The sequence below is a fragment of the Aeromonas schubertii genome (assembly GCF_000820105.1).
In the GTDB taxonomy this organism is placed as follows: Bacteria; Pseudomonadota; Gammaproteobacteria; order Enterobacterales; family Aeromonadaceae; genus Aeromonas; species Aeromonas schubertii.
Map to the genome: position 1 here is coordinate 96,870 of NZ_CDDB01000001.1, position 15,082 is coordinate 111,951.

A 15,082-nucleotide genomic window follows, 5' to 3' on the forward strand; every position below is an offset into this window, starting at 1 on the left:
GACCCGTTTCTTCTTTATAGTCGAAACCTGTTGTCTGCAAAGGTTCTGGGAACCTGATTGTAACTTATTGTTTACATTAGGGAGAGAAGGGATTGCGTTACTTGATGCTGCTGCTGGTAGCACTGGGCATGGCGGGTTGTTCATCGACGCCGGATCCGGAGCTTGCGAGCAAGATTGAGGTCTCCATGGTCGAGCCGGTGGTGGAGCCGGAAACCAGTGCCCCGAGCATCGAAGAGATCATGATGGTCTACAAAGAGTGGCGCGGTGTTCCCTATCGGATGGGTGGCACGACCCAACGTGGTGTCGACTGCTCTGCCTTTGCCCGCGAGGTGTTTCGTGATGCCCTCGGCGTCGAACTGCCCCGCTCCACCCGCTCTCAGGTTCACGAAGGGACCCGGGTTGCTCGCAACGAGCTGGTGGAAGGGGATCTGGTCTTCTTCAAGATCAACTCCCGCCTCAACCATGTGGGGATCTACGTGGGCAATGGCGAGTTTATTCACGCCTCGACCCGTAAAGGGGTGACCCGTTCCAAGCTGGACGATCGCTACTGGCGATCCAAGTTCTGGCAGGCACGACGCATCGAGATCTGAATCTTGGTCCCTCTGGAAAAACGGCTCCTCGGACGAACCGTTTCTCCAGAGAGATAGCAGGGGCTCCTTCGGGAGCCCTTGGCATTTCAGGGGGCTAGCCTCTATAGTGTGCGCCGGTTTTTAAGGCGAGCCTCCCCATGTCGACCACCCGCAGTGGACTCCACCCCCGCAACCGTCATCGCCACGGCTATGACTTCAAGATGCTGATCAAGGCCCATCCCCCCCTCGCACCTTTTGTCAGGCCAGGGCCCCACGGACGGCTCACCATCGACTTTGCCGACCCCCGTGCGGTCAAGGCCCTCAATGCCGCCATCCTGTTTGGCATGTATCGCCTGCGTTTTTGGGATATTCCGGACGGTTACCTCTGTCCCCCTATCCCGGGACGGGTGGACTATCTGCACCATCTGGCCGATCTGCTGGGGGAGGGCACAGCCCCCGGTGGCAAGCGGGTGCGTCTGCTCGACATAGGCACCGGGGCCAACTGCATCTATCCCCTGCTCGGACACCAGGAGTATGGCTGGAGCTTCGTCGGCTCGGATGTGGAGCCTGCCTCTCTCAGGAGTGCCAGTCTGATCGTGCAGAGCAATGCCCTGCAGCGGCAGATAGAGTGCCGTCTACAGCCGGATCGGCGCCATATCTTCCAGGGGCTGCTGCGCCCGGACGAGCACTTCGCCGCCACCCTCTGCAATCCGCCATTTCATGCCTCGGCTAAAGAGGCGAGCAGCGGCAGCGAGCGCAAGTTGCGCAATCTGGCCCGCGCCCGGGGTGAGCGTCAGCCGCAGGGGGGCAGGGAGCCGAGCCTTAACTTCGGTGGCCAGCACAACGAGCTCTGGTGCGATGGGGGTGAGCTGGCGTTCTTGCGGCGCATGATTGCCGAGAGTGCCGATTACGCCACCCAGTGCGACTGGTTTACCACCCTGGTCTCCAAGGGGGATAACCTGGCCCCGGCGCGCAAGGCACTGGCGGCGGTCAAGGCCGCCGAGGTGCGGGTGATCCCCATGGAGCAGGGGAACAAGGTGACCCGGATCCTGGCCTGGCGTTTCTCCAACACGGGGTCATCGCGCCTGCCTCCGGGGGGGATGTGAGTGACCACTTCGGCGTGTGGTACAGTTGTACGCCGAGATTTTTTTGCAATTTCACCTGCGACTTTCTTAAAATAACAACTGGTTTGACCTGTCTAAGGCACACCCGGACTGAAAGGAAAGGTTGATGAAGGTTGTCGATTTTCTGAAGCGCAAGAAGGAGATACTGGCGCAGCATCCATTTGAGCTCAAGGATTGGCTCTCTCCCGCCATACGCGATTATTGGCACGAGTTTCAGCAAAAGGCCCAGCACCATCCCCTGTTTGGTCGGGTGATCGAGTGGGGGGATGCCTCCCAACAGCAGGCACAGCCAGCCCAGGTGGCCGAGGCCCAGGTGGTCAACGGCACGCCCGAGGCGAGCCCGATCGCCCTGGAGGGGGAGGCGGCTGCCGTCCATGATCGCCTGCTCGCCCAGGTGGGAGAAGAGACCCACGTCGGTGAGTGGCTGCTGGTGGATCAGGCCATGATCGACGGTTTTGCCCGGGTGACGGGGGATCACCAGTGGATCCACACCAACCCCGAGCGTGCCGCCGCCGAGTCGCCCTTCAAGACCACCATCGCCCACGGCTTCCTGACCCTGGCCCTGCTCCCGCAACTGACCGGCTCGGTCGACGAGAGCAACCCCGAGTTTCCAAGCGCCCGTATGGTGGTGAACTTTGGCCTAGACTCCGTGCGTTTTCCCTATCCCATCAAGGTGGATAGCCGCATTCGAGCCCGCACCAAACTGGCCCGGGTGACCCCGATCAAGGGGGGGATCGAGCTCCTCAAGGAGATCAAGGTCGAGATAGAGGGCGTACGTCGTCCCGGTTGTGTTATCGAGTCGCTCACCCGCCTCTACTTCTGAGTTCGATGAGTGCAATCGACAGGGCCTGCGGGCCCTGTCGTCGTTACTGGCCTTCTGTCAGCGCCTGATAACGACCGCTGGTGTGCAGCCGGCGCAGCCCCGCATCGAAGTGATCGCGCATCGTGGGCTCGCGAAAGGCGAAGTGGTAGACGGTGGGCGCAAAGAGGGGGTTTTCGATGACCCGCTGCGGGTCATAGACAGTGGGGGCCTCTTTGGCGAAGTGACGGCGGTAGTACTCGAAGATGCGCCGCTCCAGCACGATGGCCTGGGCGCGCCCTTCGAAGAGCTGGCGCACCTGGTGCTCCTGGCGGGGCTGCTCCTGATAGGATTGGCTCAATGTGGCGGCATGGTCGAACTCGGGACCCAGGATCTCGCGGGCCTTGGGGAAGGCGACCACATGCAGCCCCGCCAGCTCCTCGAGGCGGTTGAGCCGGTGAGGGGCCAACGTAAAGATGCGGTTATAGAAGGTGATAACGGGGGCCGACAGGTATCCCTTCTGCAGCATGCCCGGTTTGACGTTGATGATGGCATCGAGCTTGCCTTGCTCCATCAGCGCGAAGGTCTGGCGCAGGGGGAGATAGTGGAAAGAGAGGGTATAGGGGGCCCCGGCCAGCGCCTCGCGCAGCAGCGACAGCTCGATGCCGCTATCTGTTTCCCGGATGACATAGGGGGGAATGGCAAAGCTGACTCCGACCTTGAGCGTCTCGGCGGGAGCCGGGTTTGCCAGCAGCATCAGCAGTAGTGTGATCAGCGCTCTTGCCATCATTATCCCCCGACCTGTGTCGGGCCATTGTGACACACAATCCCCGTGAAAACGCCTATCCCAGCAATCCCTGCAGGGGATGGATCCAGACCGCCTCGCCGGTGCGAATGCCCGGCTGGGAGGGGAGGATCTCGATAAGGCAGTTGGCCCTCGACAGTGAGCTCAAGATCCCCGATCCCTGGGGGCCCGTGGTGCGTACCTGCAGCTGGCCGTTGGCATCCTGCTCGGCGATGCCGCGCAGAAATTCGCTGCGTCCGGGGCGGCTTCTCATGGGCTCCAGGGCGCGGGCCATCAGGCGCCACGGCCGCCAGTTGCGGCCCTCCAGGGCATGCAGGGCCGGCAACACGAATTGCAGGAAGCAGACCACGGCCGCCACCGGATTGCCCGGCAAGCCGAAGAAGGGGGTCTCTCCCAGCTTGCCGAAGGCGAGCGGGCGTCCCGGGCGCATCTGAATACGCCAGAAGGCCACGGCGCCCAGCTTCTCCAAGGCATCGCGGATATAGTCCGCATTGCCTACCGATACTCCCCCCGAACTCAGCACCAGGTCGCACTCGGCGGCGGCCTGTTGCAGGACGCTCTCCATCATCGCCTGATTGTCGGGCAGGATCCCCAGATCCACCACCTCGCCTCCGGCACGCTCGATAAGGGCGCGCAGGGTGAAGCGGTTGCTGTCGTAGATGGCGCCCGGGCGCAGGGGCTCCCCCGGAGCCTGCACCTCATCACCGGTGCTAAAGAGTGCCACCCTGAGGGGGGCCAGCACAGTCAGCTCCGGGTAGCCCAGAGAGGCGGCAAGTCCCAGCTCCGGGGCTCCGAGCCGGGTGGCTGCGGGAATGGCGATGGCGCCGGCGGCGAGATCCTCTCCCGCCTGGCGCACATTCTGCCCCTGTTTCAGCGGCGCAGTAAAACGCACCATGCCTGCCTCTTCGATGGCCTGCTCGCGCATCACCACCGTATCGACGCCGGCGGGCAGCGGGGCGCCCGTCATGATCCGTACCGCCTCTCCGGGGGCCAGCTGCAGCGAGCTCGGGTGACCGGCCAGCACCTCGCCCATCAGGCGCCACTGGCCGCAGGCGAGATCCGTGCCGCACAGGCCATAGCCATCCATGGCCGAGTTGGCGTGGGGCGGCACATTGACCGGACTGGTCAGGCTGGCTGCCAGCACCCGGCCAAGGCACTGGGCCAGGGGCAGGGTCTGCTGGCGGGGATGGGGGGTGAGGGCCTTAAGGATGCGCTCGCGGGCCTGCTCGACCGAGAGAAAGGCGGGGCTCAAGGCATCGCAGCCGCTCTCGGCCCGGGTCGGGGCGGCCAGATGGGCCTCGATAAAGTCGGCGATGGCCGCAACCTCGTTGAGCGGCAGCAGTGGCACCGTGAGCTCGAGGGGCACGTCCGAGGCGACCGCCAGCAGATCCTCGGGGCGTACCTCGGGCAGGGGCTTGCCCAAGGCGGCGCGGTGCAGGGCAATCTTGGGGATGGGGTCGTGCTTGAATCCCTCGACCAGGATGAGGTCGAGGGCGCGCCGATCCAGCTTGGCCAGCAGCTCGCCGAGGGGGGCCTCCCCTTGCGGGGTCTCGGTCAGGTGGGCGTGGCGCCGGGAGGAGGCGATCAGCACCTGGCTGGCCCCGGCCTTGCGCAGGCGCCAGCTATCCTTGCCCGGTTGATCCAGATCGAAGTCGTGGTGGGCGTGCTTGAGCACGGCCAGGCGCAGCCCCCGTCCGGTGAGCTCGGGGATCAGCTGTTCGAGCAGGGTGGTCTTGCCGGTACCGCTCCAGGCGGCGAAGCCGATGATGGGGAGATCGGGGCTAATTTGAGTCATGGCGGGCGAGCTCGTCGGGGCTGTTTAAATTGTCGAAGGCGTGGGGGCAGTCGGAGAAATCGGCCAGCACCATGGTGTGCCTGGCATACCAGCGGTCGATGCGGCGCTCTCCGGCGGCCAGGGTGGCGGCCAGGGATCCTCTGAGGGAGCGTTTGACCAGGGCGACCACGGGTTGCAGCCACTCCCCGTCGTGGGCCACCACCACCTCGCATTCGGGGGTGCGGGCGGCCTGGAGGCGTGATACCAGATCCCGCGGCAGGAAGGGGGTGTCACAGGGAACAAACAGTACCCACTCACTCGTGGCGGCCTCAAGCCCCGCCAGCATGCCGGCCAGGGGGCCGGGGTAGTCGCCCAGGGTGTCGCTCACCACGGGGGCGAGCGCCTGATAGCGCGCCAGATTGCGGTTGGCATTGATAAGCAGGCCGTCGACCTGGGGGGCCAGGCGCTCTTGCACGTGGCAGATGAGGGGCTTGCCCCGCAGGGGGATCCACCCCTTGTCGCTGCCTCCCATACGGGTGGCTCGGCCACCGGCGAGGATGACGGCGATGAGGGTGTCAGGCGCGTTGGACATGGGCATCTCTTGTTGGCATGCGATAGAGGGTCAGGGGGCTGCTCTCCTGTAACTGGCCGTGTTGCAGCAGCCAGTGGCGCTGGCAGTGGCGGGTCAACAGGTTCTCCTGGTGGCTGGTCACCACCCGGGCGCAGCCCCGGGAGCCCAGATCTTGCGTCAGATCGGCCATCAGGGCAATGGAGTGATGGTCGAGATTGGCGGTGGGCTCGTCGAGCAGCAGGAAGGCGGGCTCCAGCACCCAGGCCCGGGCCAGGGCCAGGCGCTGGCGCTCCCCCCCCGAGAGCAGCGACACATGCTCCCCCGCCAGGTGATCGAGATCGGCCCGGTGCAGGGCATCCACCAGACGCCTGGCCGATCCCCGCCGGGCCCCCCAGCCCAGGTTGTCGCGCACCGTGCCGTCGAACAGATAGGGGCTCTGGTGCAGGTAGATGACCCGCCCCGGCCCCGGCTCTCCCAGACCCAGGCGGCGTGCCAGCCGCAGGGGGAGGGGAGGGCGGTTATTGAGGCGCCCCCGGGTGGGGCGCTGCAGTCCGGCCAGGATCTTGAGCAAGGTGGTCTTGCCCACCCCGTTGGCTCCGCGCAGCCAGATGGCCTCTCCCGGCTGGATGGCGAGCTCGGGAATATAGAAGAGCGGGCGCTCGCCGAACTGCATATGGAGGTGGTGGGCGTGAAGGGCAAGCATGTCAGCTCCTCAGAAAGGCGCGCCCCTGCAGCAGCGCGAGCAAGAGGTTGAGCAGCAGGGCCAGGGCCAGCAGCACCATGCCCAGGGCAATGCCCTGGGTGAAGGCTCCCTTCTGGGTCTCCAGGGCGATGGCGGTGGTGATGTTGCGGGTGAAGTAGAGGATGTTCCCCCCCACCAGGGTGGCGCACCCCACCTCGGTGACGATACGGCTAAAGGCGGTCACCCCGGCGGCCAGCAGGCCGAAGCGGCACTCGTGGCACACCTGACGCAAGGCGCGCAGGCGAGAGCCCGAGAGGGTGAGCGCGGTCTCGAAGGCGCGGCGGTCACTGTGCTGAAAGGTGGCGTGAGACATGGCGGCGACCACCGGAAAACCGATCAGCACCTGGCCCGCTATCATCCCCTGCTGGGTGAAGAGCCACTGCCAATCCCCCAGGGGACCGGAGCGGGAGAGGAGCATATAGAGCAGCAGACCGATCACGACGGTGGGGATCGACTGCAGGGTGTGCAGCAGGGTGAGCCAGAGCCAGCGCGCCGGCAGAGGCAGATAGGCCAGGGCGAAGCCGAGCAGCAGGGCCGGCAACCAGCAGATGGCCAGCGCCAGCCCCGAGACGGTAAAGGAGATCCCGACTATCTGCCACAGGTCGGGATCGCCGCCGAGCAGCAGGCCGAGGGCCTGCCGGGTGGTCTCCAGCAGTGAACTCATGCCTGCTTGTCGGCGTCCGCCACAAACAGCTGCTTGCCGTTCACGCTAAAGCGGTTGATCAGGGCCTGACCATGCCGGGAGACCAGCCAGTCGCTGAGGACCCGGGCCCCCTGGGTATTGAGCTTGGGCCAGCGCTCGGGGTTGACCAGGATCACCTGATAGGGGTTGAACAGGCGCGGGTCCCCCTCCAGCAGCAGGGCCAGCTTGAGCTTGCCCTCATAGGCGAGCCAGGTGCCGCGATCGGTGAGGGTGTAGCCGCCCAGCTCGGAAGTCATGTTGAGCGTCGGCCCCATCCCCTGACCGATGGACTTGTAGCCCTTGAAGGCCGGGGTGATGCCGGCGGCCTGCCACAGGCTCTTCTCCTTGATATGGGTGCCCGACTCATCGCCGCGCGAGACGAAGGTGGCATCCTGTCCGGCCAGGGTCTTGAGGGCCTGGGCCGCATCCTGCTTGCCCTTGATACCGGCCGGATCGCTCTTTGGGCCGACCAGCACGAAGTCGTTGTACATCAGGTGGCGCGGCTCGATGCCAAAGCCCCCGTCCACGAACTTCTTCTCGGCGCTCGGGGCATGGGTCATCACCAGATCCACGTCGCCATTCTCCCCCATCTTGAGGCTCTGGCCGGTGCCGGCGGCCAGCACCTGCACCTGATAACCGGTCTCCTTGGTAAATTGGGGCAGCAGCCAGCCCAGCAGGCCCGACTGCTCGGTGCTGGTGGTGGTGGCGAGGCGGATGAGGGGTTTGACCGGCTCGGCCTGGGCCAGTTGGCCGAGCAGCAGGGTGCCGAGTAACAGGGCGGCGAGGCGTTTCATGAGATTCTCCATTGGCTGGTGACTGGGGCCCGCTCCGGGGTCCTCCTGGATGGGGGATCCTGTTAGCAAGGGGAGTGCCAGCTCGAACGACATTAATAAAGTTAATATAAAACAATTGGTTAATGTCGGATCTTGAGCGCGGGGGCCGGCCCCTGTGCGACATCCCCTTGGTTTATAAGGGTAAAGAGGACAAAATGTCTCACCCCTTGGCGGCCTTTGGGCCCGGATTGTCCCAGTGCGAGAACTCCCATGACATTGCCCCTCCCCAGCTGGTCTGCCCTCTCTTTGCTCATCGTCGATGACGAGCCCGGCATGCGCTCCTTCCTGTGCAAGGCGCTGGCCAGGCGCTTCGCCCAGATCGAGGTGGCCGCCAGCGTGGAGGAGGCCGAGGCCCTGCGCAGCCGGATGCACTTTGACCTCATCATCGCCGACATCCGATTGCCGGGGCGCTCGGGCATCGAGTGGCACGAATCCTTGCAACCCGAGGAGCGCCGCTCCGATCTCATCTTCATGACCGGCTTCGGTGACATGGAGTCGGCCCTGCGCGCCCTGCGCCTCGGGGCGAGCGACTTTATCCTCAAGCCCTTCAACCTCGAGCAGATGGTGCAGTCGGTGGACCGCGTCATCGCCCGGCGCCGACTGGAGCGGGAGAACTGGCTGCTGCGCCAGGAGGTGAGCAAACACTTCCCCATGCAACTCATCGGTGACTCGGCCAACACCCGCGAGCTCAAGACCCTGATCGCCCGGGTTGCCCCTTCACCGGCTGCCGTGCTGGTGGAGGGGGAGTCGGGCACCGGCAAGGAGCTGGTGGCCCGCGCCCTGCACCAGCTCAGTGGCCGCAGCGGTGCCTTCGTGCCGGTCAACTGCGCCGCCATTGCCCCCGAGCTGCTCGAGAGCGAATTGTTCGGCCACCTGCAGGGGGCCTTCACCGGCGCCCGCAAGGGGCGCGATGGGCTGTTTCGCGAGGCGCACCAGGGGACGCTGTTTCTCGACGAGATCGGCGAGATGCCCCTGGCCATGCAATCCTCCCTGCTGCGGGCCCTGGAGCAGAAGGCGATCCGCCCGGTCGGGGGGGAGCGGGAGCTGCCGGTGGACGTGCGCATCGTCGCCGCCACCAACCGCAACCTCAAGGCCGAGGTAGAGGCGGGGCGTTTTCGCGCCGACCTCTACTACCGCCTCAACGTGGTCACCCTGCGGGTCGCCCCCCTGCGCGAGCGCCCCGAGGATATCCCCGCCCTGGTCCACCACTTCACCACCCGCCTCACCGCCGAGATGGGGATGGAGCCCCTCCACTGGACCCATGAGGATGTGGCCGCCATGCAGGGCCACGACTGGCCCGGCAATGTGCGGGAGCTGCGTAACCTCATCGAGCGCAGCCTGCTGCTCGGCAAGCCCCCGGCCCTGGAGTGGCAGAGCCCGGCCCGCTCCGAGGGGGGCTATCCGGACGAGTGGGATCTGGCGCGGGTGGAGCGCGCCCATATCGAGCAGGTGGTGGCCTGCTGTGACGGGAACAAGTCGGCGGCGGCCCGCATCCTGGGGGTGGCCCGCAAGACCCTGGAGCGCAAGTTCAAGGAGTGGGAGTCGTGCTAGGGCGCCTGCCGCTGCGCTGGCGCACCCGGGTGCGTTGGCGACTGCTCACCCTCACCTCTGTGCCCATCCTGGTGACCCTGGTCGGCATGTTGGGGCTGACCCTCTACTGGACCCTCACCTACAGTTGGCAGAATCTGCTCAGTCGCGCCCGGGCCGATCTCGGGGTGGCCCATCAGGCGCTGGTGGTGCAGCAGGAGCACCAGAGCGAGTTTCTCACCCACCTGCGCGACAGCTGGCGTTTTCAGCAGCAGCTGCGCCACACTCCCCAGGCGCTGGGGGCGTGGCTCGCCCACCCGGGGGAGCGCGGCGCCCTCGATCTGGTGCGCCTGCGCCGGGACATCGATCTCGCGGCCCTGCCCCTGTGGGTGGCCGAGCAGTTGCAGCGGGGCCAATCGGTCAACCAATTTGCCCTCTGGGATGAGCCGGCGCTGGCGGCGCTCGACCCGGCCCTGGCCCGCCAGGCGCGGATAGGGGAGGAGACCCGCGCCATGGTGAGCCTCTCCTGGGTGCCGGTCAGCGGCCCCGACGGGCGGCTGCAGGGAGTGCTGGAGGGGGCCATGCTCATCAATCGCAACGGCCACCTGGTAGACCGGCTGCGGGATCAGGTCTTTGTGCGCGGCACCCTGCCAAGGGGTGAGCAGGGGGCGGTGACCCTCTTTCTCGGGGATCTGAGAGTGAGCACCAACGTCCCCGCCGACAGCGAGCAGGGGGCCGGACGGGCGATCGGCACCCGGGTCTCCGAGCCGGTGCGCCGCCACGTGCTGGAGCGTGGCGAGGTGTGGGTCGACCGCGCCTGGGTCCATGATGCCTGGGCCGTGTCGGGCTACGAGCCCCTGCACAACCTCTATGGCCAGGTGATCGGCATGCTCTATGTGGGCTTTCCCGAGTGGCCCTTCGTGCGCACCTATCTGGTCAATCTGATGGAACTGGGGGGCTGGGTGGTGGTGATCCTGCTCTTCTCCGGCCTGCTGGTCTACCGGGGGGCGCGGGATCTCTTCTCCCCCATCGAGCAGATCCACCGGGTGGTGCGCGCCACCCGCCGCCAGCAGGAGGCGCGTATCGGCGAGCTCGGCCTCGATCCCGCTCACGAGCTGGCTCAGCTCGGGCGCCAGTTTGACGCCATGCTCGATCTGCTGGCCGAGCGCAACCGTCAGATAGCCAGCGCCGCCGGCCTGCTGGAGGAGAAGGTGGCCGAGCGTACCGAGCGGCTGCATCAGAAGACCGCCGAGCTCGAGGCCCATATCCGGATGCTCACCGAGGCGCGCCAGCAGCTGAGGGTGAGTGAGAAGCTGGCGGCCCTGGGCGAGCTCTGCGCCGGGGTGGCCCACGAGATCAACAACCCCCTGGCGGTGATCCTCGGCAACATGGAGCTGCTCAAGATGGAGCTCGGCGAATCGCCCCCCGACGAGATAGAGCAGGTGCTGGCCCAGGTGGATCGCATTCGCGCCATCACCCGCAGCCTGCTGCAATACTCCCGGCCCGGCGAGTACGAGACCCCCCCGGTGTGGCAACACCTGGGCCCCATCATCGGGGAGAGCCTCACCCTGGTGGGGGCCACCTTGCGTCAGCAGGGCGTGGCGGTCGAGAGCCGGCTCGCGGCAAGCGCCCCGGTAGAGGCCGACCGCCAGCAGTTGTTGCAGGTGATGATCAACCTCCTGGTCAACGCCGGCCACGCCATCGCCCGCCAGCGGGAGCAGGGAGGCACGGCGGGGCGCATCGAGGTGACCACCAGCGACTGGTGTGAGCGAGGGGAGGTGTGCGGCGCCGAGATCCGGGTGCGTGACGATGGCTGTGGCATCCCCCCCGCCCTGCAGGATCGCATCTTCGAGCCCTTCTTCACCACCCGGGCCAACGGCACCGGCCTTGGCCTGGCCCTCTGCTATCGCATCGTCGACCGTTGGGGTGGCACTCTGCAGGTGAGCTCGGTGCCGGGGGAGGGGAGCTGCTTCACCGTGCGTCTGCGCAGCCGTGCCCGGCTCAAGGGCGTCGACGCGGGCGGTGCCGACGCCTGGCGGCTGGGGGTGAGCGGCTAGCCCTGGGGGCTCCAGAGGGGTTTGCCACAGCCGGCCAGATCATAGCCGCCGAGGCGGGCCGCCAGCTCGCGCCCCTCGCTCCCCTGCAGCCACTCGATCAGCTGCTGCAGCAGGGTGCGAAAGAAGACCCCCTGGGGCATCACCAGATCGAAGCTCTCCTGGGAGAGCGGCAGGAAGCCCAGGCCAAACTCGGTGGCGGTAGAGAGGGCCCCCGGCCCCACATCCGCCTCACCCCGGCAGAGGGTGGCGGCCAGGCTCTGCTCGCTGTCGCAGCGGGCCAGGGTGCTGAGATCCTCCATCGGGCGTCCCTCGGTGAGCAGCCACTCCTGCAGGGCGCGCTGGCTGCCCGCCCCCTCCTGGCGCATCGCCCAGTTGAGCGGCAGGGCCGCCTCCACCGACGAGAGGGTGAGCCCAGGGCGCAGGATCAGCCCCTGCATGCGGCGAAAACCGTGCACCAGCACCCACTGGCGGTGCCCCTGGTATTGCTGGATCAGGGCCGGATGGCGCAGGTGGGACTCCTCGGCCCGTCCCCAGTGCACCGCGCACAGATCCACGTGGCCGCGCGCCAGCATGGCCAGCCCCTGACGGGTGCCGCACGGGGTATAGCCCAGCAGGGCGTTGCTGCCGAGGCGCTCGGCCAGACGGCCGAGCCCGTGTTGCAGCAACACATCGTCGGAGCCGGCCAGGATCAGCCGATCGTTCATCACCCCGTCATGGCAGCTGCCGAGCAGCCAGCGATCGAGCAATGACTTGGGAAACAGCCACTTGCCGGTCGCCTTGGTGGCCGGGATGCGCGCCTCGTTGGCGAGCTGGTACACCTTCTTCTCGTTCAGATCCAGATACTCCGCCACCTGGCGGGCATTCATAAACTCGGTCATAAAAGGGGCTCTGCCACCTGTCGGGCACTCATAAACCCGGTCATAAAAGGGATTCCGCCACCAGGCGGGCATGGATAAACCCGGTCATCAAAGGAGCCCCGGGCTTAGCCACGGCGCACCCCCTCCAGCACAGGGGGCTTGTCGTCGAGCTCGAGATTGTCCTGGCCGGTAAAGACCTGGAAGTGGCGCCCCTTGGCGCGGGCAATCATGGTGATGCCGAGGCGCCGGGCCAGATCCAGCCCCATCTGGGTGACCCCCGAGCGCGACAGCAGCACCGGAATGCCCATCTGCGCCACCTTGATCACCATCTCCGAGGTGAGTCGCCCCGTGGTGTAGAAGATAAGATCCTCCCCCGACGCCCCCGAGAGCCACAGCTCGCCCGCCAGGGTATCCACCGCATTGTGGCGCCCCACGTCCTCCACAAACGAGACGATCTCGGTACCCCGGCACAGGGCGCAGCCGTGCACGGCGCCGGCCATCTTGTAGGTGTCGTTGTGGGCCGAGAGCGCCTTGAGCAGCCCATAGAGGGTGCTCTGGCGCACCCTGGGTTGTGCCAGCACCACCCCTTCGAGCTGTTTCATCACGCTGCCATACATGGTCCCCTGACCGCAGCCCGAGGTGACCGTCTTTTTCTCCAGCGCCTTGTCGATGCCCCCGGTCGCCTCGGCGGTTACCAGGGCGGCCGCCTCGCTCTCCCAGTCCACGATCAGGGATTCGATGGCCCCCAGATCCCGGATAAATCCCTGATTCTTGAGATAACCCAGCACCAGTGCCTCGGGGCGGGCCCCCAGGGTCATCAGGGTCACCACCTCCTTCCAGTTGAGATAGACGGTGAGCGGCCGCTCGCAGGCGATATGCTGGGTGTGGCACTCCCCCTGCTCGTCGATAATCTCCACGGCCATGGTAAGCCGGGCGGCGGCATTGCTCTTGATAAAGGTCGGTGTCATAAGGCCCTCATGACCGATAGTGGGGTGTTTAGAGAAGGGACAGAGCAAGTTTTGTTCCAGATTATTTTTAGTGATGTTTTTTGTTACATTTCCATTGAGGGTTAAAGTAAGTCAGCAATGGTATTAATTTTGTGTTTAAGTTTACAACTAGTCTTAATTTGATACGTGAGCTTGTGTGTGCGATAAACGAGACCTTTGTCGGCTATGATATCTCGCAACCAAAAATAAATATCTATTGACCGACGTCTTCGAGATTCTTCATCTTCAGGGAAATTGAATCTCTTTTGAAGTGTTTTGTCTTTTGATAGTAGTTCACAATTTATCTTCTCATCACGAGATAAGTGGTATTTATATAATGTTAACCGCCATGCGTAGCCACTAGCATTCCAGTAAGGCTTTATCTGGCTGTATTTATCTTTGAGAGTTGGTGGGGCTATATTTAACGAAGTACAGAGATATAATATCTTCTCCTTGTCTGATTTCATGTAAAATGACATTACATCATTTTCTATAGAGCTAATCTTGTCACTTAACTCAGCCAAGGTTCTCTTTTTTAAGACATCCCTCCAAGTTATAATGTTTCTCATCTCGCATTTTGAGCGATAACTACCATTATTATGTAACCTTGTTATGGCAACTATATACGGCTTAGGATTTTCATAAATCAAATCAGAGTTATCACCTAAAACGAAAAAAATATCATGCCAAGTTTTGTGGTTTATCTCTGCTGTTGCATGAGCAATTCGTTTGTCAGAGTCAAATGATGATGGCGTAGTTAGCTTTGTTATTGTTAGCGGCACGCTTTTTCTATGAGTTATTTTTTTACCTACAAAATTGATAGCTTCTTCTTTATTTTCTAAATTTGGTATTTTTATGTTTTTTGAAAAATTCGATATGTCAGTAGAAGCGATATATGTTAAAAACTTATTGAAATTTTCAGTGTTGATATGTTTTGTTTTTTGTTCTAACTTCCGCTGAGCTTCAGCGATTAGATTTTCCTCTTCGCTGTTGAATATCCACCTTCTAGGCGCAGTTTTTAATACATTGTTTTTTAACTCGCTCTTGGCTATATCTAGCTCAAGTTCACTAAGGTCTATCTCGATGGACATAAGACTTTTTTGTTCAAATTTTGAAATAGCAATGTCATCTTTTTTATGTGTACGATAAATTTCAACGGCAAATAATTGGCTTGTGCTATGATCTTCACACAACACATCGGCCACAATATCATCAATCTTTACTTCCGAATTAGCAGTGTAATCAGTTAGAAATAGTTTTTTGTAATACCAGCGCTCAACATATCGCTCATCGAGGTCACAATATGATTCAAGTTCTCCTTCTAAACAAGGTAAATATAGTGGTTCAGAATTTCTTGACGCATCCTCGATAATTTTTTTTGCTAAAAAGTGGATAATGCTCTCACCTGAACAATTAGTATCTACTTGATGAGAGAAATACCAAGTTTTAACTTCTCCTTGATTAGCGCACAGTGCACCACCACATTCAATGCACAAACATTGGCATTTATTTCCATTAAGGACCTCAGAAATATGCGTTATATCGCCATTAAGATTAATTCCCCATGCTAATTTCACACTATGAATCATTCTATACCTCGAATAGTCATTCGAAACAAAAGTGATTTTTTAGAAAAAGATGGCGATTATCAATAGTTCATCTTTAAAATTTCGACATCTGTGATTTGAAACTAAACCTTGCATGTTGGGCGCTGCGCTCTGCACCAACCTATGCTCAGCGCCAACCCAAATCCCGC

At 62.6% G+C, this 15,082-nt stretch carries 14 protein-coding genes; 5 read left to right on the top strand and 9 right to left on the bottom strand.

Annotation, left to right across the window (positions count from 1 at the left end; genetic code table 11):
* Window positions 1-104 precede the first annotated feature (104 nt).
* The 3 genes from BN1133_RS00395 (at window position 105) to BN1133_RS00405 (ending at window position 2,516) form a co-directional block, all read left to right on the top strand.
* Complete coding sequence (locus BN1133_RS00395) at window positions 105-590, top strand: C40 family peptidase (RefSeq protein ID WP_050664715.1); 486 nt, start codon at window positions 105-107, stop codon at window positions 588-590.
* Window positions 591-727: 137 nt separating this feature from the next.
* On the top strand, window positions 728-1,675 hold the full coding sequence (rlmF, locus tag BN1133_RS00400) for a 23S rRNA (adenine(1618)-N(6))-methyltransferase RlmF (RefSeq protein ID WP_050664592.1): 948 nt from the start codon (window positions 728-730) through the stop codon (window positions 1,673-1,675).
* A gap of 124 nt (window positions 1,676-1,799) precedes the next feature.
* Entirely contained in the window at window positions 1,800-2,516 is a 717-nt protein-coding gene (locus BN1133_RS00405; RefSeq protein WP_050664593.1) for a MaoC family dehydratase, read from the top strand.
* Between the two features lie 43 nt (window positions 2,517-2,559).
* Here BN1133_RS00405 and BN1133_RS00410 read toward each other — a convergent pair whose 3' ends face one another.
* Genes BN1133_RS00410 through BN1133_RS00435 form a run of 6 tightly spaced genes read right to left on the bottom strand, consistent with a single transcriptional unit; the run spans window position 2,560 to window position 7,860 of the window.
* A complete protein-coding gene (locus BN1133_RS00410; protein WP_231686214.1) occupies window positions 2,560-3,279 on the bottom strand; it encodes a substrate-binding periplasmic protein in 720 nt (239 codons plus the stop codon).
* A 55-nt stretch (window positions 3,280-3,334) separates the two neighbouring features.
* Window positions 3,335-5,092, bottom strand: coding sequence for a bifunctional molybdopterin-guanine dinucleotide biosynthesis adaptor protein MobB/molybdopterin molybdotransferase MoeA (locus tag BN1133_RS00415; RefSeq protein ID WP_050664595.1), 1,758 nt, complete (start codon window positions 5,090-5,092; stop codon window positions 3,335-3,337).
* Window positions 5,079-5,663: a molybdenum cofactor guanylyltransferase MobA gene (gene mobA, locus BN1133_RS00420; RefSeq protein WP_153006671.1), complete on the bottom strand. Its 585-nt coding sequence runs from the start codon at window positions 5,661-5,663 to the stop codon at window positions 5,079-5,081. Before mobA ends, BN1133_RS00415 begins: the two co-directional genes overlap by 14 nt.
* Window positions 5,647-6,345, bottom strand: a complete 699-nt coding sequence (locus BN1133_RS00425; protein ID WP_050664597.1) for an ABC transporter ATP-binding protein — start codon at window positions 6,343-6,345, stop codon at window positions 5,647-5,649. Before BN1133_RS00425 ends, mobA begins: the two co-directional genes overlap by 17 nt.
* A 1-nt stretch (window position 6,346) precedes the next feature.
* Window positions 6,347-7,048 (bottom strand): ABC transporter permease, encoded by a 702-nt coding sequence (locus BN1133_RS00430; RefSeq protein WP_050664598.1) that lies wholly within the window; start codon window positions 7,046-7,048, stop codon window positions 6,347-6,349.
* Window positions 7,045-7,860 carry an ABC transporter substrate-binding protein gene (locus tag BN1133_RS00435; RefSeq protein ID WP_082177847.1) on the bottom strand — a complete coding sequence of 272 codons (816 nt, stop codon included), beginning with the start codon at window positions 7,858-7,860 and terminating at the stop codon, window positions 7,045-7,047. The genes BN1133_RS00430 and BN1133_RS00435 overlap by 4 nt, the downstream gene beginning before the upstream one ends.
* A 249-nt stretch (window positions 7,861-8,109) precedes the next feature.
* Between BN1133_RS00435 and BN1133_RS00440 the strand changes: the two genes are divergently transcribed.
* Together BN1133_RS00440 and BN1133_RS00445 are read left to right on the top strand one after the other, a co-directional pair.
* Window positions 8,110-9,450, top strand: coding sequence for a sigma-54-dependent transcriptional regulator (locus BN1133_RS00440; RefSeq protein WP_050664600.1), 1,341 nt, complete (start codon window positions 8,110-8,112; stop codon window positions 9,448-9,450).
* The gene (locus BN1133_RS00445) at window positions 9,444-11,483 is read left to right on the top strand and encodes a sensor histidine kinase (protein WP_407922031.1); all 2,040 of its coding nucleotides are present in this window, start codon (window positions 9,444-9,446) and stop codon (window positions 11,481-11,483) included. Before BN1133_RS00440 ends, BN1133_RS00445 begins: the two co-directional genes overlap by 7 nt.
* Here the strand turns inward: BN1133_RS00445 and BN1133_RS00450 are convergent.
* The 3 genes from BN1133_RS00450 to BN1133_RS19910 form a co-directional block, all read right to left on the bottom strand.
* Window positions 11,480-12,349, bottom strand: coding sequence for a helix-turn-helix transcriptional regulator (locus BN1133_RS00450; protein WP_082177848.1), 870 nt, complete (start codon window positions 12,347-12,349; stop codon window positions 11,480-11,482). The genes BN1133_RS00445 and BN1133_RS00450 overlap by 4 nt on opposite strands.
* Window positions 12,350-12,465: 116 nt before the next feature.
* Entirely contained in the window at window positions 12,466-13,308 is an 843-nt protein-coding gene (locus BN1133_RS00455) for a formate dehydrogenase accessory sulfurtransferase FdhD (protein WP_050664603.1), read from the bottom strand.
* 101 nt (window positions 13,309-13,409) lie between these two features.
* The gene (locus BN1133_RS19910) at window positions 13,410-14,903 is read right to left on the bottom strand and encodes a hypothetical protein (protein ID WP_153006670.1); all 1,494 of its coding nucleotides are present in this window, start codon (window positions 14,901-14,903) and stop codon (window positions 13,410-13,412) included.
* Window positions 14,904-15,082 lie beyond the last annotated feature (179 nt).